The organism is Streptomyces sp. PL-25 (assembly GCF_058344915.1).
Genome location: NZ_CP136997.1, coordinates 3614496 through 3637972, shown reverse-complemented (window position 1 = coordinate 3637972; position 23477 = coordinate 3614496). Strand labels below are relative to the sequence as shown.

General features: G+C 73.9%; 22 protein-coding genes and 1 tRNA gene. 11 read left to right on the top strand and 12 right to left on the bottom strand.

The features are described 5' to 3' along the window. Positions 1 to 439: 439 nt before the first annotated feature. Positions 440 to 523 (top strand) — tRNA-Leu (locus tag R4Z62_RS16165). 271 nt (positions 524 to 794) lie between these two features. After that, positions 795 to 2216, top strand: coding sequence for an FAD-dependent oxidoreductase (locus tag R4Z62_RS16160; RefSeq protein ID WP_385490598.1), 1422 nt, complete (start codon positions 795 to 797; stop codon positions 2214 to 2216). Here the strand turns inward: R4Z62_RS16160 and R4Z62_RS16155 are convergent. The 4 genes from R4Z62_RS16155 to R4Z62_RS16140 are packed head-to-tail and all read right to left on the bottom strand — an operon-like array spanning position 2203 to position 6233. Further along, positions 2203 to 3612 (bottom strand): NAD(P)/FAD-dependent oxidoreductase, encoded by a 1410-nt coding sequence (locus R4Z62_RS16155; protein ID WP_385490601.1) that lies wholly within the window; start codon positions 3610 to 3612, stop codon positions 2203 to 2205. The genes R4Z62_RS16160 and R4Z62_RS16155 overlap by 14 nt on opposite strands. Beyond that, complete coding sequence (locus R4Z62_RS16150) at positions 3605 to 4852, bottom strand: MAB_1171c family putative transporter (RefSeq protein WP_385490604.1); 1248 nt, start codon at positions 4850 to 4852, stop codon at positions 3605 to 3607. The genes R4Z62_RS16155 and R4Z62_RS16150 overlap by 8 nt, the downstream gene beginning before the upstream one ends. 50 nt (positions 4853 to 4902) lie before the next feature. Then, positions 4903 to 5583: a hypothetical protein gene (locus R4Z62_RS16145; protein ID WP_064534139.1), complete on the bottom strand. Its 681-nt coding sequence runs from the start codon at positions 5581 to 5583 to the stop codon at positions 4903 to 4905. Between the two features lie 17 nt (positions 5584 to 5600). Next, positions 5601 to 6233 (bottom strand): hypothetical protein, encoded by a 633-nt coding sequence (locus tag R4Z62_RS16140; RefSeq protein ID WP_079158991.1) that lies wholly within the window; start codon positions 6231 to 6233, stop codon positions 5601 to 5603. A gap of 382 nt (positions 6234 to 6615) precedes the next feature. Here R4Z62_RS16140 and R4Z62_RS16135 point away from each other — a divergent pair, with 382 nt between their 5' ends. Then, entirely contained in the window at positions 6616 to 6921 is a 306-nt protein-coding gene (locus R4Z62_RS16135) for a hypothetical protein (protein ID WP_355476592.1), read from the top strand. Between the two features lie 97 nt (positions 6922 to 7018). Here the strand turns inward: R4Z62_RS16135 and R4Z62_RS16130 are convergent, their stop codons facing one another. Then, complete coding sequence (locus tag R4Z62_RS16130) at positions 7019 to 7888, bottom strand: carbohydrate-binding protein (protein ID WP_385490609.1); 870 nt, start codon at positions 7886 to 7888, stop codon at positions 7019 to 7021. A 490-nt stretch (positions 7889 to 8378) separates the two neighbouring features. Between R4Z62_RS16130 and R4Z62_RS16125 the strand changes: the two genes are divergently transcribed. The 3 genes from R4Z62_RS16125 to R4Z62_RS16115 all read left to right on the top strand — a co-directional run bounded on the left by R4Z62_RS16125 (position 8379) and on the right by R4Z62_RS16115 (position 11389). Beyond that, complete coding sequence (locus R4Z62_RS16125) at positions 8379 to 9851, top strand: DUF2252 domain-containing protein (RefSeq protein WP_385490612.1); 1473 nt, start codon at positions 8379 to 8381, stop codon at positions 9849 to 9851. Between the two features lie 222 nt (positions 9852 to 10073). Next, the gene (locus R4Z62_RS16120) at positions 10074 to 10928 is read left to right on the top strand and encodes a hypothetical protein (RefSeq protein ID WP_064534145.1); all 855 of its coding nucleotides are present in this window, start codon (positions 10074 to 10076) and stop codon (positions 10926 to 10928) included. 113 nt (positions 10929 to 11041) lie between these two features. Then, entirely contained in the window at positions 11042 to 11389 is a 348-nt protein-coding gene (locus R4Z62_RS16115; protein WP_355476586.1) for a rhodanese-like domain-containing protein, read from the top strand. Positions 11390 to 11531: 142 nt separating this feature from the next. Here the strand turns inward: R4Z62_RS16115 and R4Z62_RS16110 are convergent, their stop codons facing one another. Genes R4Z62_RS16110 through paaA form a run of 5 tightly spaced genes read right to left on the bottom strand, consistent with a single transcriptional unit; the run spans position 11532 to position 15172 of the window. Then, positions 11532 to 12602: a 2Fe-2S iron-sulfur cluster-binding protein gene (locus R4Z62_RS16110; RefSeq protein ID WP_385490615.1), complete on the bottom strand. Its 1071-nt coding sequence runs from the start codon at positions 12600 to 12602 to the stop codon at positions 11532 to 11534. Next, positions 12602 to 13150, bottom strand: a complete 549-nt coding sequence (gene paaD / locus R4Z62_RS16105) for a 1,2-phenylacetyl-CoA epoxidase subunit PaaD (RefSeq protein ID WP_385491074.1) — start codon at positions 13148 to 13150, stop codon at positions 12602 to 12604. Before paaD ends, R4Z62_RS16110 begins: the two co-directional genes overlap by 1 nt. After that, on the bottom strand, positions 13147 to 13881 hold the full coding sequence (gene paaC, locus R4Z62_RS16100) for a 1,2-phenylacetyl-CoA epoxidase subunit PaaC (RefSeq protein WP_355476582.1): 735 nt from the start codon (positions 13879 to 13881) through the stop codon (positions 13147 to 13149). The genes paaD and paaC overlap by 4 nt, the downstream gene beginning before the upstream one ends. Further along, complete coding sequence (paaB, locus tag R4Z62_RS16095) at positions 13878 to 14165, bottom strand: 1,2-phenylacetyl-CoA epoxidase subunit PaaB (RefSeq protein ID WP_018569147.1); 288 nt, start codon at positions 14163 to 14165, stop codon at positions 13878 to 13880. The genes paaC and paaB overlap by 4 nt, the downstream gene beginning before the upstream one ends. Next, a complete protein-coding gene (gene paaA, locus R4Z62_RS16090) occupies positions 14162 to 15172 on the bottom strand; it encodes a 1,2-phenylacetyl-CoA epoxidase subunit PaaA (protein ID WP_385490619.1) in 1011 nt (336 codons plus the stop codon). Before paaA ends, paaB begins: the two co-directional genes overlap by 4 nt. Before the next feature lie 957 nt (positions 15173 to 16129). Between paaA and R4Z62_RS16085 the strand changes: the two genes are divergently transcribed. From R4Z62_RS16085 to R4Z62_RS16075, 3 genes are read left to right on the top strand one after another with little or no spacing between them, the layout of a single operon-like run. After that, positions 16130 to 16768, top strand: a complete 639-nt coding sequence (locus R4Z62_RS16085) for a DUF5819 family protein (RefSeq protein WP_491520136.1) — start codon at positions 16130 to 16132, stop codon at positions 16766 to 16768. After that, positions 16765 to 17979 (top strand): HTTM domain-containing protein, encoded by a 1215-nt coding sequence (locus tag R4Z62_RS16080; protein ID WP_491520135.1) that lies wholly within the window; start codon positions 16765 to 16767, stop codon positions 17977 to 17979. Before R4Z62_RS16085 ends, R4Z62_RS16080 begins: the two co-directional genes overlap by 4 nt. Beyond that, positions 17976 to 18737, top strand: coding sequence for a TrmH family RNA methyltransferase (locus R4Z62_RS16075; RefSeq protein ID WP_385490623.1), 762 nt, complete (start codon positions 17976 to 17978; stop codon positions 18735 to 18737). The genes R4Z62_RS16080 and R4Z62_RS16075 overlap by 4 nt, the downstream gene beginning before the upstream one ends. A gap of 38 nt (positions 18738 to 18775) precedes the next feature. Here the strand turns inward: R4Z62_RS16075 and paaN are convergent, their stop codons facing one another. After that, a complete protein-coding gene (gene paaN, locus R4Z62_RS16070) occupies positions 18776 to 20467 on the bottom strand; it encodes a phenylacetic acid degradation protein PaaN (RefSeq protein ID WP_491520134.1) in 1692 nt (563 codons plus the stop codon). A gap of 193 nt (positions 20468 to 20660) precedes the next feature. Here paaN and R4Z62_RS16065 point away from each other — a divergent pair, with 193 nt between their 5' ends. Together R4Z62_RS16065 and R4Z62_RS16060 are read left to right on the top strand one after the other, a co-directional pair. Beyond that, positions 20661 to 22175: a 3-hydroxyacyl-CoA dehydrogenase gene (locus tag R4Z62_RS16065; RefSeq protein ID WP_491520133.1), complete on the top strand. Its 1515-nt coding sequence runs from the start codon at positions 20661 to 20663 to the stop codon at positions 22173 to 22175. Next, positions 22172 to 22762, top strand: a complete 591-nt coding sequence (locus tag R4Z62_RS16060; protein WP_064534161.1) for a TetR/AcrR family transcriptional regulator — start codon at positions 22172 to 22174, stop codon at positions 22760 to 22762. Before R4Z62_RS16065 ends, R4Z62_RS16060 begins: the two co-directional genes overlap by 4 nt. 48 nt (positions 22763 to 22810) lie before the next feature. On the opposite strand, the gene R4Z62_RS16055 is transcribed toward R4Z62_RS16060, so the two are convergent. Next, positions 22811 to 23311: an Lrp/AsnC family transcriptional regulator gene (locus R4Z62_RS16055; protein ID WP_064534163.1), complete on the bottom strand. Its 501-nt coding sequence runs from the start codon at positions 23309 to 23311 to the stop codon at positions 22811 to 22813. Positions 23312 to 23477 lie beyond the last annotated feature (166 nt).

The window sequence follows — 23477 nt, the reverse complement described above, 5'->3', positions numbered from 1 at the left end:
CGGCCACGGACCAGTGTCCCGCACCCGGCGCCGCTCGGCCCCGGCTCCTTGGGAGACGGGCCGGACCGGTACGAGGTTGATACGCGAACAAGCACTGGTCGATACGGACGGACGGGCGGGCGGATGGACGGGCGGGCGCTACCGGCTGCCCGGGGCGGCGACACGGCGGTGCGGCGAGGGTGCCGTGGGGCTGGGCTCGTCCGGGTCGTGGCCACGCGGGGGCAGTGGCGGTGCGGGAGGGGCGGTGGTCGGCCGTCGGGCGGGCGGGGTCCGGGGCAGGGCCGTCGGCCCGAGGTCTCTGACCTGGTGGTCCCCCGGCCCGGCAGCCCCGTCTGCCCCCGGGAAAGGGATGTGAAACCACCCGGCGCGGCGTGCTAATGTTCTGCATGTCGGAAGGCGCCGGGCCCGCAAGGGAGCGGAGCCGGAGGACACACCCAATGCGCGGGTGGCGGAATAGGCAGACGCGCTGGATTCAGGTTCCAGTGCCCGAAAGGGCGTGGGGGTTCAACTCCCCCCTCGCGCACAGCTGAAAGCCCCACAGGTCTCGGACCTGCGGGGCTTTCGCATTGCCTGGGAAGTTCCGTGGGCGGGGCCGGGGTTGCGGCCGCGCTGTGAGGAAGGTCTCAGGTCCGGCGGGCGCGGTGCGCGTCGCCGGGGCCGCCTCCGGCCCGCCGCCCGGTGGCTGACGAGCGCTCGTTGAAGCGAGCCGAAGCCTCTCGCTAGCGTGGCGTGAGCACCTCATGATCACGAACGTCCCCTCCAACAGGCCCGCGCGGCCCGGAAGGCAGTGCGTCATGACGGAGACCTGGCGTCCGGGCCGCGCCCGTGTCGTCGTCATCGGAAGCAGCATCGCCGGCCTGCTCGCGGCTGCGGCCGTCAAGGACCGCGCCGAGGCGGTCGAGATCATCGAGGCCCAGGACGCACCGGTGGGTCCCGGACCGCGGGCGGGTGTTCCCCAGGCCGCCCACATCCACCTCCTGCAGACCGGTGGGGCCGAGGCGCTCGACGCGCTCCTTCCCGGCTGCACGGACCTGCTGCTGGCCGCGGGCGCCCACCGCATACCGGTGACCACCAACATGGTCGTCTGCTCCCCCGAGGGCTGGTACCGGCGCTGGAAGCGCTCCACGCACCATGTGATCACCGCTGGCCGGGACCTGACCGACTCCGTCGTCCGGGAGCGGGTCCTCGCGGACCCCCGGGTCGGGGTGCGTGCCAGGACCAGGGCCGTGGGGCTGCTCGGCGACCGCGGAAGGGTCACCGGAGTGCGGGTGCGCGGAGCGGACGGCACGGAGTACGCGCTCGGCGCCGATCTGGTCGTCGACGCCTCCGGGCGCGGCACCCGCATGCCCCAGTGGCTCGCCCGGCTGGGTGTCCGCGGCCTCGAAGAGGCCACGATCGACTCCGGCCTGGCCTACGCCAGCCGTGTCTACCGCGCCCCGGTGCCCACCCGCGGCTGGCCCGTCGTCGCCGTGCAGGCCGACCCGCGCCCGGACCGGCCGGCCACCTCGGGAGGCATCCTGCCCATCGAGGACGAGCGCTGGCACGTCAGCCTGATGGGCGCACCCGGTGCGCGGCCCGGCCGGGACCCGGCCGAGTTCGAGGCGTTCGCGCGCGGTCTGCGCCACCCGCTGATCGCGGATCTCCTGGCCCGCGCCGAACCGCTCACCGACGTCACCGTCACCCACAGCACGGTCAACCGCCGCCACTACTACGAGCGCCTGGGCACCTGGCCCGAGGGCCTGGTCGCGCTCGGCGACTCCGTGGCCTGCTTCAATCCCGCGTACGCGCAGGGCATCACGGTGGCCGCCCAGGGCGCCGTCGCGCTGCGCGAGGCGGCCGCGGCCGGGCCGGGGCCGGGGTGGGCGCGCCGCGTCCAGCGGGCGATCGCCCGCCCCGTCGACGGCGCGTGGGCCCTGAGCACCGGCCAGGACATCCACTTCCCCACCACCCGGGGCAGGCGGCCGAACCCCGCCGACCGGCTGCTGCACCGCTACGTCAGCAGGCTCTCCCGTACGGCGACAGGGTCCTTCCGCGCGGCCACGGCCCTGACCGACGTCCTGGCCCTCCAGGCGCCGCCGGCGTCGCTCGTCAGGCCGAGTGTGCTGCTGGCGGCTCTGGCCGGGCCCCTGCGGACGCCGCTGAGCGGGCCTCAGTTCACCCGGGCCGAACGCGAACTGCTCGCGGGCGCCGGCGTCTTCGGGGTCAGGGCGCGGTGAGCGATATGCCCGCGTCGCGCAGCAGCCGGTGTTCCCCCTCGGTGAACACCGGGCCGTCCACCGGCGGACGCAGGGGCCCTGTCACGGCCGCCAGGAGGATGTCCGGGCGGAGCAGGACGGGCGGCGCGGCCTGGAGGGTGAGGACCTCGGTCAGGGCCGTGGCGACGCGGAAGCTGCCGACCGCGGTACGGGAGAGCCGGCTCACGTAGTGGTGCAGCAGCCGGTCCGCGGGGCTCGGCCGCCTGCCCCGCACGTCCGGACGGTGGATGTCCTGCCCGACGGCGAGGGACCACGCGAGGCCGACCGGCCGGGCGACGGCGCGCTGGGCCCGCCGGGACAGGCCGTCGGAGAGCCCGCCGGACGTGAGCCGGTGCAGTGCGAGGGCGCCCTGGGCCGCCGCCGACATGCCGTGGCCGTAGACGGGGTTGAAACCGGCCACGGAGTCGCCGAGCGCGACCAGGCCCTCGGGCCAGGCGCCCAGGCGCTCGTAGTAGTGGCGCCGGTTGACCGTGCTGTGGGTGACGGTGACGTCGGTGAGCGGTTCGGCGCGGGCCAGGAGATCCGCGATGAGCGGGTGGCGCAGACCGCGCGCGTACGCCTCGAACTCGGCCGGCTCCTTGCCGGGTTGGGCGCCCGGAGGGCCGAAGAGGCTGACGTGCCAGCGGTCCCCCTCGATGGGGACGATGCTGCCCGCCCCGCCCGGCCGCCGGGGATCGGCCACGATGTTGACCACGGGCCAGCCGCTGGTGGAGAACGGGGCGCGGTAGATCCTGCTGGCGTACGCCAGACCGGAGTCGATGCGGTCCTCGGACAGGCCGGTGATGCCGAGTTCGGCCAGCCAGTGCGGGGTGCGGGTCGAGCGGCCCGAGGCGTCGACGACGAGGTCGGCGCTCAGCTCCGTCTCCGTGCCGTCGGCGTCGCGGAGGCGGACTCCGGTGACCCGGCCGGCGTCGCCGAGCAGGCCGGTGGCCCGGCAGTGCGGGCGGACCGTGACCCGCGGGTCCTTGAGGACCCGCTCGCGGACGACGGAGTCGGTCAGGTCGCGGCTGGCGGCCACCAGGTACTGGGTGTGCCTGCGCCAGCGCCGGTACCAGCCCTCGGGAGAGAGGTAGACCATGTTCGTCGTCATGGGCACCCGGTGCGCACCGGAGGCCACCAACTGGCCGATCGTGCCCGGCAGCAGGGCCTCGATCGCGTCCGCGCCGCCCGAGAGCAGGGGATGGATGTGAGCGGCCTGGGGGACGCCGGCGCGCGGCTCCGGGCCGCTCGGCAGCGCGTGGGCCTCGATGACCTCGACGGTGTCGACGCCGTCCTTGACGGCGGCCGCGGCGAGCATGCCCGCGAGACTGCCCCCGATGACGACGGCACGGGTGGATGTTCTGAGGCGGTCAGTCATGGGGGCTGCTTTCTGCGGGGATGCCGGGGTGCTCTCGAAGGCCCGCCACGACGGGCGACGACAGCGCCCGGGACAGCGGAACCAGGTCATGCGGGCGCCAGGGGGCCGGGACCGGTGCCGTGTCCGGTCCCGGCCCCGGTCCCGTTCCCGCGCTGTGCTGCCGCGTCCGCGCCACGACGACCATCGCCGCGTCCGCGGTGGCGTCCGCGGCGGCCCGGTCCTCGCCGCGGCCGAGCGCGGCGCGCAGGGCGCGCTCGCGCACGCCGGCGTCGCAGTACGGGGCCAGGGCGAGCAGCGCGTCGTAGATGCGGGTCTTCTGGCGGGTGAGCCGTACGGCCGGCGAGGACCACCAGGGCAGGGAGGTGCGGATCGCGCCGGGGGTGGGCACCTGGCGCAGTTCGCGCCACAGCGGGGACAGGTCGCGCAACTGCCGCAGCGAGCCGGTGGTGTGGGCCAGCCGCGGCCCGGCCAGCGGGAGCAGGAAGCCGCAGACGACGAGCGCCGCGGACGGCGCCGCGGTCTGCGGAGCCACCCGGTCGATGAGGAAGTCCCACCGGTGCCCCGTCCACAGTCCGGCGATCGCGACCAGCTTGACGACGTCGTAGCCCACGTGGAGCAGATAGCCGGGGGCCAGCAGGCGCAGCCCCGCGCGCAGGGAGCCGTGGACCTCCGTCGACCAGCGCCAGCACAGGACGCTGGTGGCCATGGTGCCCACGCCGTGTGCCACGAGGTAGGTCAGGATCATCTCCCGGATGAAGGGAGTGCGGGCGTAGTAGCCGTCGAAGAGGGTGAGCTGCTCCACCGGGGCGTGTCCCAGCCAGAACAGGACGTTGATGGCGGCGACGACGAGCAGATAGGCCGCGATGCACACCCGGGAGGCGCGCCGTGTCTGCTCCGGCGGCGCCGGCCGCCAGTTCGTGATCAGCAGCAGGCTCGCGCCGGCGAAGGTGACGATCGCCGAATACGCGACCGGGGCGGCGAAGTTGGGGATACCGGTGGCGCGGTTGAGCGCGGCCAGGGAGTCGGGCGCCGCGAAGAAGAAGACCAGCGCGCCGTCGAAGAGCAGCAGGACCACGGCGCCCAGCAGCAGGTCGCTGCGGCGGCGCAGCAGCGCGGGGACCTTCAGCAGGCAGATGAGCAGCAGTGACACACCGCAGACGTAGAAGACGGTGTTGTCGGGTCCGGGTCCGGGTCCGGGTCCGGGCCCGGATCCTGGTGCGTGGCTCGCGGCGAGGTGCACGGCGGGGGCTCTCCTGGGAGGTGTCGGCGGGCGGCGTGGTCGCTGCCGGGTCAGGAGCGGCGGATGCGGTGCGCCATGGAGACCTGGATGCGGCCGGCGAGGTGCGCGGGGTCCGCGGCGGTGCGCGCCTGGGCCAGGGCCTCGCGCACTCCGGTGGCGAACCGGTAGCCGAAGTACTCGGCCTCTTCCTCGTGCCGGCCCGCGGCGGTGTGCCCGGCGTTCTCGGCGGCCCGGGTGCGCGGGGTGCCCTGGATGTTCTCGGTGGCCCGGGTGCTCTGGGGGGTCCGGGTGTTCTGGGTGCGCTCGGCGCGGAGGGCGATGTGCAGCCGGAGGTCCGTCCTGGTCCCGGGCGGCTCCCCGGCCGGGTCGTCGGCGCAGACCGCCGCCACCAGGGCCCGCACGGCGTCCGGCACCCGCTGCTCGGCGGCGCGCGAGGCGGCGGGACCGTGCGCGGTGGGGGCGCCGTCGTGCTCCTCGAACATGTGCCAGATCTCGTGCCCGATGATCACCAGCTGGTGTTCCAGGTCGGTGTGCCGCTCATAGGCGATCACGTCGTGGGTGGCGCGGTCTATCCATAACCCGCTGGCGATGCCGGGCGGGAAGGGCACCGCGTGCAGCCGGACCGGACGCCCCCGGACCCGTTCGAGGGCCGCGCCGATGGCCGGGACGACGCCGGCCTCGCTGTCGGGCAGTTCCAGGGCCGACAGCAGGCGGGCGCTGAGCCGCCTCATGGCCCGCGCTCCCGCGCTCACCGCTGCGCCTCGGCGTCGTCGAGTTCCAGCAGCGCCTTCAGCGTCGCGTTGAGCACGTGCCACCGCTCCGGTGGCAGGTCGTGCGCCTGCCGGAGGGCGACGCCGCGTACGTCGCCGTACCGCGACAGCGCCCCGGCCAGCACTCCGGCCAGTGGGTCGGCCAGCGGGTCGGCCGACGGATCGGCCGGGCTGCGCGCGGGCCGCAGTGCGGCGAGCACGGGCAGCAGCGCGCGGTTGAGCGCGTCGGGCGCCGGGGCCGTGAAGAACGCCTCGCCGCCCTCGACGCCGAAGAACCCCACCAGCCCGTGCAGCAGTTCCACACTGGGGACCTTCTCGCCGGAGCACACCTGCCGCGCCCAGAACGCGGAGACCCCCAACTGCCGCGAGATGTCACCGGCCAGGTCCGACATGCGGGTGCCGGTCCGCTGCAGACGGGCGTCCGCGAGGGCCTTGATACGGGTGCGCACCCGCTCGTTGACGGTGTCGGCGGGCGGTTCACCGCCGTCGAGCAGCGTGCGGACGGTGGCTTCCGGCAGGGCTGTCCCGGCGGCCAGCGCTTCGGGGTCGAGCGGGTCCGGATGGGCCGCGCCTCGCTCCAGGACGAGCGCCCGGAGCCGTTCGAGCGTCACGGGCAGAGGCGGGACAGGATCCACCGGGATGCTCCAGGGTGCGAAACCGATCATATTGGCGTGCCCATGGCACTGTACCGCCCGGCCGCACCGGCATCAATGATCGTTTACCGCGGACTCGGCGATCGCTGCCGACGGTGCTCAACGAACGGTGAACAGCTGAAAACGATCGTTGACGAACGGGGCTCCGCGGAGCACGATCGGTCGCGGCGAGGGGCCGTACCCGCGGCACCGGCCGTACCCACAGCACCGGCTGTACCCGCGGCATCGGCCGTACCCACAGCACCGGCCGTACCCGCGGCCCCGCCCGCCCCGATCGCCCCGGGCGCCCGGCGGCCCCGCCGTCCGTGTCCGCCCCGACGAACCCATGGAGATTCCCGGTATGCGCGTCCCAGTCGCACGGCGTGCGGGTCAGCTCACCGATTCCGACTTCTCCGAGGAGGACGTGGCCCGGTTCCACCGTCTGATGACGGAGCTGGTCGATCTGTGCGGCGAGATCGGGGCACGCCGCACTCCGGACGGCGCGTGGGCCCCGGCCTCCTCCGGTCTTCTTGAGCAGTTCGGTGAGTCCACGCAGCTGATCGCGGAGATCTCCAGGAAGCTCAACAGGACGCGCGGCGGCATCCGCAGGATCCATGGCAGGGCGCGGGAGCGCGGGTGGCTCAGAAGCCACGGCAGAATCAGGTGAACGCCCGGCCGGGAAGCCCGGCCGGGCGTTCTGCGCGGTGTCGTGCCTGTGCGGTCCCGCGCCCGTACGGGCCCGAGACGTCCTGGGAGGCGTGGGGTCAGCCCGCGCGCCACAGGGCGGGGACGTTCGGGGGCTCCCAGCCGGCCATGGAGGTGTGCGCCTGAACGCAGGTGTAGCTGGTGCCGTTGTAGGTGACCCGGTCGCCCGCCGTGTAGGAATGCCCGGCGGCCCAGGTGCCGCTCGGCGGGTCGGTCGGCGGCGGGTCGCTGGGGCCGCCGGGGGTTCCGTCGACGTTCAGGACGAAGTCGAAGGTGCCCTCCTTGCCGCTGCCGGCGCCGCGGACGTTCATCAGCAGCGCGGGGTCGTAGAGGGTGTCCGTGTTGTTGCGGGGCTCACCGGGGAAGTACAGCTGGGTGGTGAGCACGGGCTGGTTGGGGGCCTGCACCTTGACGTGGATGTGCCGTGTGCGGCCCGGGTAGAGCCCCGGCACGATGGTGGTCAGGGAGAAGGCGCCCTTGGCGTCCGAGAACTGGTGCCCGCGCAGCGTGAAGCCGGACATGTCGTAGTTCCCGGCGTCGTCCGCCTGCCAGAAGTCCAGCAGGACGCCGGATATCGGGACGCAGTTGCGGCCGAAGACATAGCCGCTGACCGTCAGCGGGGTGCCGTTGATGCCCGAGGTCACCAGATTGGTGCGCAGCGGCGAGTTCGGCTTGAAGTACGGGCCCTCGATCTGGTCGTGGGTCGGGCCGTCGCCGTCGTCGCAGTCGGGGGTGGCGGGCAGGGCGCGTCCCTGGCCCGCGGCGTCCCGGGCGAGGGCCACCGTGCCCGTGAGCAGCGGGATGGCGGCACCGGCGGCGACGGCCGCCCTCAGCAGGCTCTTGCGGCTGATCCCGCGGCCGGCCGCGGAGTCGGAGTCGGGGCTGGAGCCGGAGCCGGAGCCGGGGCCGTCCGGAGCGGTTGGTGTCATGGCGGGTTCCTCGGTCTCCTCGGTGGGGGAAGAAGGACGGGACGTGCATGACACGGAGCGCGCCCGCCGCGCGGGGCAGGCTGATGTCGGGCGGACGCGCTCCGGTGGTGATCGCGGACGACTGTAATCGCGCTGGTGACGGGCGTGCAGATACCGTCCGGCCCCCTGCACGGCGTTATGTACGACGTTCTGTACGAGGTCATGTACGAGATGGCGTACGAGGTGGCGTACGGGGTGGCGTAAGGAATGGTGTGTGGTGCGGTATGCGATCCGGCGGGATGTGGCGCGTGAAGTCGTGTGCGATGTGACCCCCCCGGGACGGCGTGCGAGGTGGTGTACGGAGCGAGCCGCGCCGGGAAGCGGGCCGGGTGCGGCGGGGTGGCGGGTCGGTGTACGCGGGGTGCGGGGCGCTGTAGCGTCGGGGCGCGTCGCGGCGGGGGTTCGCCGCGCGCGGAAACAGCGTGGACTGGGCGGGGAGGGGCGGTTCTTGATGGCCGAGGTCACCGAGGTCGGTGCGGGGACGGGCGCGGGTGCGGACGTGGGTGCGGCGGACGGCGGGCGCGGGGGGCGTGCCGGGCGGGTGCCGTCGGTGCCCGGGTTCGCGCGGTGGCCCGTCGCGGGGTCGCCCAAGGCGGAGGGCAAGGCGCTGCGCGGGCGGGTCCCGCGCTCCGCGCACGCCGGGTTCACGCCGGACGCGGGGCGGCCGGACGCGGTCGGCGCCGTCGAGGAGTCCAACCACGGCCGGATACCCGAGCTGATACCGATCCGGGTGGGGCGGATGGCGGCGACACCGTTCGCCTTTCTGCGCGGTTCGGCGGGCCTGATGGCGTACGACCTCGCGCGCACCCCCGTGACCGGCGTCGCCGCCCAGCTCTGCGGTGACGCCCACGCGGCCAACTTCGGTCTCTACGGCGACGCCCGCGGCGGCCTCGTCATCGACCTGAACGACTTCGACGAGACGGTGCGCGGCCCCTGGGAGTGGGACCTCAAGCGGCTCGCGGCCTCCCTGGTGCTGGCGGGCCGGGAGGCGGGCTGCGACGAGGACGACTGCCGCGAGGCCGCGGGGGACGCGGTGGGCGCCTACCGGCGGACCATGCGGCTGCTGGCCCGGCTGCCGGTGCTGGACGCCTGGAACGCCATCGCCGACGAGGAACTCGTCTCCCACACCGACGCCCACGACCTGCTCGGCACCCTCGAACGCGTCTCGGAGAAGGCGCGCGCCAACACCAGCGGGCGGTTCGCGGCCAAGTCGACCGAGCGCACCGAGGACGGCGGACGCCGCTTCGTGGACGCCCCTCCGGTGCTGCGGCGGGTGCCGGACGCGGAGGCCCGTGCGGTGGCGGCCTCGCTGGAGCAGTATCTGACCACCCTCTCCGAGGACCGCCTTCCGCTGCTGGCCCGGCACGCGGTGCACGACGTGGCCTTCCGGGTCGTCGGCACCGGCAGCGTCGGCACCCGGTCGTACGTGGTGCTGCTGCTGGACCACCGCGGTGAGCCGCTGGTGCTCCAGGTGAAGGAGGCCAGGCCGTCGGCGCTGCTGCCGCATCTGGAGACCGCGGGGTTCACGGTGCCGGCGCCGGGGGCGGAGCACGAGGGGCGCCGGGTGGTGCTCGGGCAGAAGCGCATGCAGGTGGTGAGCGACATCCTGCTGGGCTGGACGACGGTGGACGGACGGCCTTACCAGGTACGCCAGTTCCGCAACCGCAAGGGCAGCGTCGACCCGGCCGCTCTGCCCGCCGACCAGATCGACGACTACGGCCGGATGACCGGCGCGCTGCTGGCCCGCGCCCACGCGCACAGCGCCGACCCCCGGCTGATCGCCGGCTACTGCGGCAAGAACCAGGAACTGGACGAGGCGGTCGCCGCGTTCGCCGTCGCCTACGCGGACCGCACCGAGGCGGACCACGCGGACCTGGTCACGGCGGTGCGGGCGGGCCGGGTCGCCGCGGAGATGGGGGTGTAGGGACGCGGGTCGCCGCGGAGATGCGGGTGTAAGGACGCGGTCGCAGGGCCAGTGCCCCCGGTCACGGTCGCAGCGGGTCGCCGTCCCGGAGGATGTCCGGGGACGCCGGGGGGCGCCGGGGGACGCCGAGGAGCGCCGGGGAGCGCCGGTCACCGGCGTGCGGGCGGGGCGCGGCGGGGCGCGGCGGGCGGGGTGCCGGTCGCCGTGGCCTACGCTGGTCGGGTGACGACCCCGGAAGCTGAGCAGGGTGGTGTCGCCGGAGCGGACCGGGCGACGTCCGAGAGCGCCGCGCCGCGGCCCGAGGAGCGGCTGGAACGGGCCGTGCGCGCCGCCGAGCAGGCACTCATCGAGTACGAGATCGCGGTGGAGACCTTCCGGGTCGAGATCGAGAACTTCTCCCGGCTGCACCACCAGCGCCTCGGCCCGCTCTACGCCCGCCTCGACGAACTGGACGCGCTGATCGCCGAGGCCCGCGCGGCGCGCACCGGCGACCCCGGGGATCTGCGCGCGGCGCAGGAGGCGCGGGCCCGGGTGGCGCCGATCCCCGGCGTCGAGGAACTGCTGCACGGCTGGATGGACGGCGACGGGCTCTTCCCGGAGGCCGCGGCGATGCTCACCGGCCAGGCGGTGCGGCCCCCGCAGCGGGTACGACCGAGCGAGGAGGCCCGCGGGCTCTACCGCGAGCTGGTGCGCAAGGCCCACCCCGACCTGGTCCAGGAGGACGGCGAGCGCAAACGGCGCGAGGAGTTCCTCACCCGGGTCAACGCCGCCTACGCCCGGGGCGACGAGAAGGAGCTGCGCGAGCTGGCCGAGGAGTGGGCCGCCGGGCCGCTCCCCGCGGAACAGGCACCCAGCCGCGCCGAGGAGCTGTACGAGCGGCTGGAATGGCTCGCCCGGCGCAAGGAGATGCTCACCCTGGTCGCCAAGGAGCTGGAGGACGGCGCGATCGCCGGGATGCTCCGGCTCGCCCCGGACGACCCCGACAGCCTGCTCGACGAGATCGCCGCACAGCTGCGCACCGACCTGGCGGAGCGGGAGTCCCAGCTCGCGGTGTTGCAGGGCGGCGCCGACGCCTGAGGCCGCCCGGCGGGCCCTGGACCGGTCCGGCGGCGGCCGGAAGTGACCGGGGCTCTGGCCCGCGCGCCCCTCGCGGCGACTGCTCCGGGGGAGTGTCGGGTAGCGTCGGATCCATGCGTTTCGGAGCGGGTGTACCCACGGTCGAGGTCACGGACCTCAAGGACGGCGACTTTCTGCTGGACGTCCGCGAGGACGACGAATGGCAGGCGGGACATGCCGAGGGGGCGCTGCACATCCCCCTCGGCGACTTCGTCGCCCGCTACGGCGAGCTGACCGAGGCGGCCCCGCAGGACGGGCGGGTCCATGTGATCTGCCGCTCCGGCGGCCGCTCGGCCCAGGTGACGATGTACCTGGTCCAGCAGGGCGTCGACGCGGTGAACGTCGACGGCGGCATGCAGGTGTGGGCCGCCGCGGGCCGCCCCGTGGTGACCGACGAGGGACAGCCCGGCCACGTCCTCTGACAGCGGCCCGGCCACGTCCTCCGACAGCGACCCGGCCACGTCCTCCGACAGCGGCGCGCCCGCCGGGTGCGGGCGGTCGGGCACCCGGGGGTGCGGCGCCCGGGGCGGGGTGCCCGGGAGGCGGGGCGTCCGTCGGTGGGCGTCAGCGGTCGAAGTCCAGCTCCACCTGCTCCGTCGCCGGGTGCGACTGGCAGGCCAGGACGTATCCCGCGTCCGTCTCCTCCGGCTCCAGCGCGAAGTTGCGGTCCATCCGCACCTCGCCCGTGACCAGGAACGCCCGGCACGTCCCGCACACGCCGCCCTTGCAGGCGTACGGCGCGTCGGGCCGGTTGCGCAGCACCGTCTCCAGCAGGGTCTCGCCCTCCTGGACCGGCCAGGTGCCGCCGCGGCCGTCGAGCCGGACGGTGACCGTGCTGTGCGCGGGTGCCGTCGCGGACGGCGCAGGACCGGGCTCCGTACCGGCGTCCACATGGAAGATCTCCTCGTGGACCCTGGCCCGGGGCACGCCCAGGGCGCGCAGCGCCTGCTCGGCGCCCTGCACCAGCCCGAAGGGGCCGCACAGGAACCAGCCCGCCACCTCGGACACCGGCAGCAGCGCGGGCAGCAGCTCGCCGAGCCGCGACCGGCCCAGCCGCCCGGAGGGCAGCCCCGCCTGCTGCTCCTCCCGGGACAGCACCGTCACCAGCTGCAACCGCTCGGGGTAGCGGTCCTTCAGGTCGGCGACCTCCTCCAGGAACATCGTCGACGCCGTCGTGCGGTCGCTGCGTATCAGACAGAAACGGGCTTCGGGGGCGCGGGCCAGCAGGGTGGTGGCGATGGACAGCACCGGTGTGATGCCGCTGCCGCCGACGACCGCCGCGTACAGGCCGGGTGCGGGCTCCAGGGTGAAGCGGCCCGCCGGGGTCATCACCTCCAGCTCGTCCCCGAGGTTGATCTCCTTCAGGGCGTACGTGGAGAAGGCGCCGCCCTCCACCAGCCGCACGCCGACCCGCAGGGTCCGCGGTCCCTCGCCGCCGGGGTCGGGGGCCGGGGAGCAGATCGAGTACGTCCGCCGGACTTCGGTGCCGTCGGCCGACCGGCGCAGCGCGAGGTGCTGGCCCGCCGCGTGCCGGTACTCCTCGCGCAGCTCGGGCGGCACCGCGAAGGTGAGGGCCACCGAGTCGTCGGTGAGCCGCTCGACCGCCGTCACGGGCAAGGGGTGGAAGCGGGCCATCACACCTCCTTGAAGTGGTCGAACGGTTCCCGGCAGGACAGGCAGCGGCGCAGCGCCTTGCACGCGGTCGACGAGAACCTGCTGAGCAGCTCGGTGTCGGCCGATCCGCAGTGCGGGCAGTGGACCGGGTCCGCGGGCGTCCCCTGCGCGCCGGCCGGGGCCGGGTGGGTGCGGGTCGGGCCCAGCTCCAGCGGGACGGGGGTGGAGGGGGTGCGGACGCGCGGGGGCGCTATGCCGAACTCCCGCAGTTTGCGGCGGCCTTCGGCGGTGATGTCGTCCGTCGACCAGGCCGGGGCGAGGACGGTGCGCACGGTGACCTCCCGCACGCCGTGTTCGCGCAGCACCCGCTCGATGTCCAGCGACATGGCCTCGATCGCCGGGCAGCCGGTGTAGGTGGGGGTCAGCTCGACCTCCACCGCGTCCGTGCCGTGCAGGTGGAGCGCGCGGACCACGCCCAGCTCCGCGAGGGTGAGCACGGGCAGCTCGGGGTCGGGCACCGAGCCCGCCAGGCGCAGCAGTTCCGTCTCCAGCGGGGTCGTGGTGGTCACCATGTCGCCCCCGGGTGGCTGCGGTGCAGATGCTGCATCTCGGCGAGCATCGGCCCGAACGGCTCGGTGTGCAGGCCCTGCCGGCCCGCGCCCGCCGACCACGCCCCGGAGCGCGGGCCCTCGGGCAGCTCCAGCGTGGCCCGGTCCAGCACGGCGGTGACGGACTCCAGCCAGGCGGCCTCCAGGGCGGCCAGGTCGACGTCCAGGCCCTCCACCGGCTGGAACATCTCGCCGGTGAACCGCCACAGCGCGGTGCAGGCGCGCCGCATGCGCTCATGGCTGACGTCGGTGCCGTCGCCGAGCCGCAGCGTCCACTGCTCGGCGTGGTCGCGGTGGTAGGCGACCTCCTTGACGGCCTTGCCGGCGAGCGGGGCGAACACCCCTGATCCCGTCGCCAGTTCGGCGTACAGGAGGTGCTGGTAGGTGGAGAAGTAGAGCTGGCGGACGATCGTGTGCGCGAAGTCGCCGTTGGGCTGCTCGACGAGCTGGAGCTGGGTGAAGGCGCGCTCCTCGCGCAGATACGCCAGCTCGTCCTCGTCACCGGCCATCGACAGCAGGACGCGGGCCTGGCCCAGCAGGTCCAGGGCGATGTTGGAGAGGGCGACCTCCTCCTCCAGGACGGGCGCGTGACCGACCCACTCTCCCAGGCGGTGGGAGAGCACCAGGGCGTCGTCACCCAGGGCCAGGGCGGCGGTGGTGGCGGGGGCGGGGGCGGGGGCCGTGGCCGTCACAGGTGCTGCACCCCTTCCGGGATCTCGTAGAACGTCGGGTGCCGGTAGGGCTTGTCGGCGGCCGGTTCGAAGAAGGGGTCCTTCTCGTCCGGCGAGGAGGCGGTGATCGCGGCGGACGGCACGACCCAGATCGAGACGCCCTCGCCGCGCCGGGTGTACAGGTCGCGCGCGTTGCGCAGGGCCAGCTCCGCGTCCGGGGCGTGCAGGCTGCCCGCGTGGGTGTGGGAGAGGCCGCGCCGGGAGCGCACGAAGACCTCCCACAGGGGCCAGTCGGTGCTTGTCATTCCTGTCCCGCTCCTGTCGTGCCGGTGTGCTTGGCGGCGTGGGCGGCGGCCGCCTCCCGCACCCAGGCGCCCTCGTCGTGGGCCCGTCGGCGCTGGGTGATGCGCTGTTCGTTGCAGGGGCCGTTGCCCTTGAGGACGCCCTGGAACTCGGTCCAGTCGATGGCGCCGAAGTCGTGGTGGCCCCGCTCCTCGTTCCACTTCAGGTCGGGGTCGGGCAGGGTGAGGCCGAGGGCCTCGGCCTGCGGGACGCAGATGTCGACGAAGCGCTGGCGCAGCTCGTCGTTGGAGTGGCGCTTGATCTTCCACGCCATCGACTGGGCGGAGTGCTGGGAGGCGTCGTCGGGCGGGCCGAACATCATCAGGGACGGCCACCACCAGCGGTCCACGGCGTCCTGCGCCATCGCGTGCTGCTCGGGTGTGCCCCGGCTCAGGGTGAGCAGCAGCTCGTACCCCTGGCGCTGGTGGAAGGACTCCTCCTTGCAGACGCGGACCATCGCGCGGGCGTACGGGCCGTAGGAGCAGCGGCACAGCGGGACCTGGTTGGTGATCGCCGCGCCGTCCACCAGCCAGCCGACCGCGCCGACGTCCGCCCAGGTGAGGGTGGGGTAGTTGAAGATCGAGGAGTACTTCTGCCGACCGCTGTGCAGCTTGTCGAGCAGCTCCTCGCGGCTGACGCCCAGGGTCTCGGCCGCGCTGTACAGATACAGGCCGTGGCCCGCCTCGTCCTGGACCTTGGCCATGAGGATGGCCTTGCGGCGCAGGGACGGCGCGCGCGTGATCCAGTTGGCCTCCGGCTGCATGCCGATGATCTCGGAATGCGCGTGCTGGGCGATCTGCCGGACCAGTGACGCGCGGTAGGCGTCGGGCATCCAGTCCCGTGGTTCGATGCGCTCGTCGGCGGCGACCGCGGCGTCGAACGCACGCTGGAGGGCGTCGGCTCCCGCCGCTGCGCCCGCTGTGTCGCTCGCCAGGACGCCTGCCGTCTGCTGCGCGGCTGCTGTCGCCATGCGGTCCCCCTCGACCTCGGCTCTCGGGATTCTCCCGACCGATCGTTCGGTTCGGTGAATTCCATGGTGCGGTCCGCCGCCGTAGGGTGTCAACCGCTGTGGACAACTGCGGGCGCCTCCTGTGGACAGACCGCGGAAAGGCCACGGAAAGGCCCCGGAAAGGCCCCGGAAAGGCCGTGGAAAGGCGGGGGAAAGCCCGCGAGAGGGCCGCGGACCGGTCGCGGAGGGCCGCGGACGGGGCGGACCGGCCGGGCGGGCGACGGCTCGGAGGCGGCCGGAGCGCGAACGGTCCTCGGTACCGGCGTCGGCGGGGCGCACACTCCCGGGCGCCGAACGGGCGAAGGGTGACAGAGCGGCATGAAACCCGGCCGGGCCGGGCAGCCCGCGGGACCGGGGTCTGTGCCGTGCGGGTGGCCCTGGGTACCGTTCCGTGCGGCGCCCGGGAGCGGGCGACACGGGCAGGTGCCGCGGCGGCGCCGGGCGGCCTCCGGTGGGCCGGGCGGGTGACGGCGGCCGGTCGTGCAGCCGGGACAGGACCGGAATCGGGAACGGGGCGGAATGGAAGCGTACGACGGGGATGCGAACGCCCCGGGCGGACCGGACCGGACGGTCGGCTCCGCGAGGCCGGGCCCGGACGGACCCGACACATCCGAGGGGGCGGGTACGTCCGAGAGGCCGGATACGCCGGGCGGGCCGGGTGAATCGGACGGCCCGGATGGGGCGGACGGTCCGGGTGGGGTGGACGGATCCTCCGTGCCGGGTCCGCGAACGGGCGTGCACGGCTCGGCCGTTCCCCCGTTCCCTCCCCTCCTCTCTCCTGGATCGGCTCCTTCCCCTCCCTTCCCGGGCTCCCCGGTCGCTTCCCTTCCGGGCTCCCCGGCCGCCCCCGCGTCCCCGGGCTCTCCGGATCCGGATGCCTCCGCGGAAGGCGGCGGCGACGGCGATCCGCCCGGCCGGGTGGCCGGGCTGTCCCTGCCGTACCAGGTGGGGGCGGTGCTGGCGCTGGCCGCCGTGGTGGTGGTCGCCTGCGTGCACGTCACGATGGTCTTCCTGCACGTCGCCCCTTCGAACACGGTGACGAAGCAGCACGGCAAGGCCGTCGACCAGTGGATCTACCCGGAGTTCGAGCAGAACTGGAAGCTGTTCGCGCCGAACCCGCTCCAGCAGAACGTCGCCGTGCAGGCGCGCGCCGAGACCCTCGGCGCGGACGGCACCAGCCGCACCACCGGCTGGTACGACCTGTCCGCGCAGGACGGCCGGGCCATCGACGGCAGCCTGCTGCCCAGCCACACGCAGCAGAACGAGCTGCGCCGCGCCTTCGACTTCTACGCCGCCTCCCACGACCGGCAGAACCGCGCGATCGGGCTGCGCGGCACGCTGTCGGAGCAGTACGTGCGCCGCATCGTGGTGATGCGCCTGGACCGTGACCGGGTGGCGGGTCCGGGCGGGACCGTCGAACGCATCCAGCTGAGGGTCCGCACGTCAGCGGTGGCCCCGCCCGCGTGGAGCGGGGAGAAGGCGTCGAACTCGGTCTCGTACCGCACGCTGCCCTGGTGGACGGTCCCGGCCGGCGAGGCCGGCGGAGGTGTGAAGTGAACGGTTTCCCGCGCTCCGTCTCCCGGGGCGTCACCCGGGTCACCGAAGCGGCACTCGGTCCCTACCAGACGGCCGTGATACGCATCGGCTTCGCCGGGACCTGGCTGCTGTTCCTGCTGCGCGAGCTGCCGAACCGCCAGGAGCTGTACGGGCCCGACGGGCCGTGGAACTGGGACCTCGGCCGGCAGCTGACCGAGAGCAACGGCGCCTTCACGGCCCTGATGTGGTTCCGGGGCCAGTTCTGGTTCGAGACCGTCTATCTGCTCGCCGTGCTCTCCAGCCTGCTGCTGTTGCTGGGCTGGCGCACCCGCACCGTGTCCGTGCTGTTCATGCTCGGTGTGCTCTCGCTCCAGAACCGCAGCGTCTTCATGGGCGACGGCGGGGACAACGTCCTGCACCTGATGGCGATCTACCTGGTCTTCACCCGGTGCGGGCGGGTGTGGTCGCTGGATGCGCGGCGGGCCGGACGGACCGAGGCGGCACGCGCGCGTGGGGAGCGGGTGGCCGACCGGATCGGGCCCGTCCTGTGGGGCGTGCTCGGCGCCGCGCTGATCGCGGTCACCGCGGCGGGCCGGGTCCAGGGCGAGTGGCTGGTGCCCGCCCTGCTGTGGTGCGTGTGGGTGGCGCAGGGGCTGTACTGGCTGGTCGGACAACGGGCGCGGTCGGCCGGGCCGCGGGTCCTGCTCGACGTCGTCGCCGACTTCACGCACAACGCCGCGCTGTTCGTGATCATGGCCGAGGCGTGCCTGATCTACTCGACGGCCGGCTGGTACAAGATCCAGGGCTCGCGCTGGCAGGACGGCACCGCCGTGTACTACCCGCTCCACCTGGACTACTTCTCGCCCTGGCCGGCGCTGTCGGATCTGCTGTCCGCCAGCGGCACGATGATGACGGTCGTCACCTACGGGACGGTGATCGTGCAGGTCGCCTTCCCGTTCACGCTGTTCAACCGGCGGGTGAAGAACGTCCTGCTGGTGGCGATGATGACCGAGCACGCCGTGATCGCGGTCGTGCTGGGGCTGCCGTTCTTCTCGCTGGCGATGATCGCGGCGGACGCGGTGTTCCTGCCGACGGCGTTCCTGCGCAGGCTCGGCGGCGCGGCGGCACGCGCGCGTGCCCGGCTGCCGCGGCGCCCGGACCACCGCCCGGTGGCCGAGCCGTCCGGCGCCGCGGAGGAGGGCGAGCCCGCGGGCGTAGGCTTCCCCGCATGAACGACCCCGTGGCCGCCGTGTCCGCCTGGCACCGGCTCGCCGGTGGCGCCGTGCTCCTGGACGGCTTCCACGCCCTCAAGCACGCCGTGCGTTTCGGGGCCGAGGTGCCGGTGGCGGTCGCCGCCGACCGGCGGGCGGCGCTCGCCCTCGCGCAGGAGCTGGCCCCGGACGTGCGGGACGCGCTGGACGCCCTGCTGACCGAGGTGCCGCACGGGACGTACGCCTCGCTGGTGCCGCGCCCGCATCCCACGGCCGTGGCGGCGCTGGCCGTACGGCCCTCCCGCGAGGCGGGGCTGCGGGCGCTGGCGCACACGCCCCGCGGCGCGCCCGTCGTGGTCCTGGACGAGCCGCGCAACCTGGGCAACGCGGGCGCGGTGATCCGGCTGGCGGCCGGTTTCGGTGTGACCGGGGTGGTCACCACGGGCACCCTGGACCCCTGGCACCCGACGGTGGTGCGCGGCGGGGCGGGGCTGCACTTCGCGACCGTCGTGGAGCGGCTGAGCGTGGAGACGCTGCCGGGCGGCCCGCTGTTCGCGCTCGACCCGGAGGGCGAGGACATCCGCGGGCTGAAGCTGCCCGACGACGCGGTCCTCGCCTTCGGCTCCGAGCGCAGCGGGCTGAGCGCCGCGCTGCGGGAGCGCACCGACCATCTGGTGGCGCTGCCGATGCGCCCCCAGGTCTCCAGCTACAACCTGGCCACCAGTGTGGCCATGACGCTGTACCACTGGAGTCTCACCGGGGGCGCGCCCGTGGCCTGAGGGCCCCGGAGCGGCCGGGGCCCTCGGCAGCCCCGGGATCACGCGTCGCGGCGGACCTCCACCACCCGGAAGCGGTCGGCCACGAACGCGCCGTCCGTGAGGGCCGCGTTGGCCGCGGGGTTGCCGCCCGAGCCGTGGAAGTCGGAGAAGGCCGCGGTCTGGTTGACGTACACCCCGCCGGTGAGGTTCAGCGACAGCTGGGCCGCCTCCTCCAGACACACCTCTTCGATCGCCCGCTCGACCTCGTCGTCGGTCGTGTGGGCGCCCACCGTCATCGCGCCCTTCTCACGGACGGTGCGCCGCAGCAGCTCCACCGCGTCGGCGGCCGAGTCGACGGCGACCGCGAAGGAGACCGGCCCGAAGCACTCGCTCAGGTAGGCGGCCTCGGCCTCCGGCTTGGCGCCGTCCAGCTTCACGATCACCGGGGTGCGCACCACGGCGTCCGGGAAGTCGGGGTTGGCGATCTCGCGGGAGGCGAGGGCGACCTCGCCGAGCGCCGCCGCGGCCTCGAGGCGGGCCTTGACGTCCGGGTTGACGATCGCGCCGAGCAGGGCGTTCGCCCGAGCGTCGTCGCCGAGCAGGCTGTCCACCGCCTTGGCGAGGTCGGCGGCCACCTCGTCGAAGGACTTGGGGCCCTGGTCGGTGCGGATGCCGTCCCGGGGGATCAGCAGGTTCTGCGGGGTGGTGCACATCTGGCCGCTGTACAGGGACAGCGAGAAGGCCAGGTTGGCGAGCATCCCGTTGTAGTCGCCGGTCGACTCCAGGACGACCGTGTTGACCCCGGCCTTCTCCGTGTACACCTTGGCCTGGCGGGCGTTGGCCTCCAGCCAGACGCCGAAGGCCGTGGAGCCGGTGTAGTCGATGATCCGGATCTCGGGGCGGGTGGCGAGGGCCTTGGCGATGCCCTCGCCGGGCCGCTCGGCGGCCAGCGCCACCAGGTTCGCGTCGAAGCCGGCCTCGGCCAGCACCTCGCGGGCGGTGCGCACGGTGAGGGCGAGCGGCAGCACCGCGCGCGGGTGCGGCTTGACCAGGACCGCGTTACCGGTGGCCAGGGAGGCGAACAGGCCCGGGTAGCCGTTCCACGTCGGGAAGGTGTTGCAGCCGATGACCAGGGCGGTGCCGCGGGGGACCGGGGTGAACGTCTTGGTGAGGGCGAGCGGATCGCGCTTGCCCTGCGGCTTGCTCCACTCTGCGGTGCCGGGGGTGCGCGTCTGCTCCGCGTACGCGTACGCCACCGCTTCCAGGCCGCGGTCCTGGGCGTGCGGGCCGCCCGCCTGGAACGCCATCATGAAGGCCTGTCCGGAGGTGTGCATGACCGCGTGCGCGAACTCGTGCGTCCGGTCGCTGATCCGGTGCAGGATCTCCAGGCAGACCGCGGCCCGCAGCTCCGCGCCCGCCTCGCGCCAGGCCGGCTGTCCGGCGCGCATGGCGGGCAGCAGCACGTCGAGGTCCGCGTGCGGATACGTCACGCCCAGCTCGATGCCGTACGGCGAGATCTCGCCGCCCACCCAGTCGTCGGTGCCGGGCTGGCCGAGGTCGAGGCGGGTGCCCAGCAGGGCATCGAAGGCGGCCTTGCCCGCCGCGGCGTCCAGGCTGCCGTGCTCCCCGTAGGCCTTGGGGTGCTCGGGGTGGGGCGACCAGTACGCGCGCGTGCGGATGGCCTCCAGCGCCTGGTCGAGAGTGGGCCGGTGGCGGGCGATCAGCTCGTGCGCGGTCGGTGCGGCGGCCATGCGGGACCAACTCCTTGTCCGGAGGACTCTTCGTCGAGCTCATGACCTGGCGGAACCATGGGCGTGGACGGCCGGTCAGGGTTAGAGTAACCGAACGATCGGTCGGGACAAGGGGGTCCGCCGCATCTGTGGAAAAGTCGGGCCAGGGGGGTCCGCCGCGTCCGTGAAAACGCCGTGCGGGAGGATCGCGCACATGACAGCACTCGACCTCAGCAGCCCCGTGGCCGTCGTCGGCACCGGCACCATGGGCCAGGGCATAGCCCAGGTCGCGCTGGTCGCGGGCCACGTCGTACGTCTGTACGACGCTCTGCCCGGGAAGGCCGCCGAGGCGGCCGCCGCGATCGGCGCCCGGCTCGACCGGCTCGTCGAGAAGGACCGGCTCACCGGCGCCGAACGGGACGCGGCCCGCGCCCGGCTCGCGCCCGCGGAAGGCCTCGCCGAGCTGGCCGACTGCGCCCTCGTCGTCGAGGCCGTCCTGGAGGACCTGGACGCCAAGCGGGCCCTGCTGACGGAGCTGGAGGGCATCGTCGCCGACGACTGCCTGATCGCCACCAACACCTCGTCCCTGTCGGTCACCGCCGTCGGCGGTGTGCTGCGCAGCCCCGGCCGCTTCGTCGGCCTGCACTTCTTCAACCCGGCGCCGCTGATGCCGCTGGTCGAGGTGGTCTCCGGCTTCGCCACCGACGTCACCTCGGCCACGCGCGCGTACGAGACGGCCCGCGCCTGGGGCAAGACCCCGGTCGCCTGCGCCGACACCCCCGGCTTCATCGTCAACCGCATCGCCCGCCCCTTCTACGCCGAGGCGTTCGCCGTCCACGAGGGGCAGGCGGCCGACCCCGCCACCATCGACGCCGTGCTGCGCGAGTCCGGCGGTTTCAGGATGGGCGCCTTCGAGCTGACCGATCTCATCGGCCAGGACGTCAACGAGTCCGTCACGCACTCCGTATGGCGGTCCTTCTTCCAGGACGTGCGCTTCACCCCCTCGCTGGCCCAGCGGCGCCTGGTGGAGTCGGGCCGGCTCGGCCGCAAGAGCGGCCACGGCTGGTACGAGTACGGGGAGGGCGCCGAGCGCCCCGAACCGCACACCGCCGAGCCCGCGCAGCCGCCCGCCTACGTCGTCGCCGAGGGCGACATGGGACCGGCGGCGGAGGTGCTCACCCTCGTCCGCGAGGCGGGCATCCAGGTCCGCGGGGAGGACGAGGACCACGGCACCCGCCTGGTGCTGCCGAGCGGCGGACAGCTGGTCCTCGCCGACGGTCAGAGCTCCGTGGAGTTCCGCGACGTCGTCTACTTCGACCTCGCCCTCGACTACCGCCGCGCCACCCGGATCGCGCTGTCCGCCTCCCAGGACACCTCCCCACGGACCCTGTCCGAGGCCATCGGCCTCTTCCAGGCGCTCGGCAAGGCCGTCAGCGTCATCGGGGACGTCCCCGGCATGATCGTGGCGCGCACGGTCGCACGGATCATCGACCTGGCGCACGACGCCGTCGCCAAGGGAGTGGCCACCGAGGAGGACATCGACACCGCGATGTGCCTGGGCGTCAACTACCCCCTGGGCCCCTTCGAATGGAGCCGCCGCCTCGGCCGCACCTGGGCCTACGGACTCCTGGACGACCTGCATCTGCGCGATCCGTCCGGACGCTACGCCCCGTCCCTCGCGCTGTACCGCCACGCGTACGCCACCGACAAGCGGGAGGCCGCCTCATGACCACGGCCAGACGCGACACGTACACGCCCCAGACGCTGCTGTCGGTGGCCGTGCGGGTCTTCAACGAGCGCGGCTACGACGGCACCTCCATGGAGCACCTGTCCAAGGCCGCGGGCATCTCCAAGTCGTCGATCTACCACCATGTCGCCGGCAAGGAGGAACTGCTGCGCCGGGCGGTCACCCGGGCGCTCGACGGGCTCTTCGGGATCCTCGACGAGGAGCACGCGCGCGTGGGCGGCGCCGCCGAGCGCCTGGAGTACGTCGTACGGCGCATGGTCGAGGTGCTCACCGCCGAACTGCCCTATGTGACGCTGCTGCTGAGGGTGCGCGGCAACACCGGGACCGAGCGCTGGGCGCTGGAGCGGCGGCGCACCTTCGACCACCGGGTGGCCGAGCTGCTGAAGGCGGCGGCCGCCGAGGGCGATGTGCGCACCGACGTGGAGGTGCGGCTGGCGACCCGGCTGGTCTTCGGGATGATCAACTCGATCGTGGAGTGGTACCGCCCGGACGGCGGCGGGGCGAGCGAGCAGGACGTGGCCGACGCCGTGGTGCGGCTCGTCTTCGGCGGGCTGCGCAGGTCGGGCTGACCGGCCGGCGCGGCTGCGTGAGCGGCTGTACGGGCGCGGTACCTGTGGTCACCCCTGCGGTTCCAGGTCCTCCTCCTCGAACACCAGCAGGGTGCGGGTGCTGAGCACCTCCGGGATGGCCTGGATCCGGGTGAACACCACTTCGCGCAGGGCCCGGTTGTCGGGGGTGTGCACCAGCAGCAGGACGTCGAAGTCCCCGCCCACCAGGGCGATGTGCGAGGCCCCGGGCAGTCGCCGCAGCTGTTCGCGCACCGTGCGCCAGGAGTTCTGCACGATCGTCAGCGTGATGTAGGCGGACGTGCTGTGCCCGGCGCGCTCATGGTCGACGCGGGCGCCGAAACCGCGGATGACCCCGTCCTCGACGAGGCGGTTGATGCGGGCGTAGGCGTTGGCGCGCGAGACGTGGACCCGCTCGGCGACCGACCGTATCGAGGCGCGGCCGTCCGCCTGGAGCATCCGCAGGATGTCCTGGTCGACGGCGTCCAGCGGACGTGCGGGCGGCGGGGCGGACTCGCCGCCGTCCTCCGTGCGCCCGGCGTTCTCGGCCATTTGTTCAGATGCCATGTCCCCCCACCTCTCCGTCATGGACGTACTGCGTCCATAGCAAGCTGTGGAGAACCGTTTGTCCACAGCCTGGGGCCGCATGTAGCCAAAATGTGCCGACGACCGAACAATCGGTAGGTGGGGCGAGTCACAGCCGACGCGCCTCCCGTAG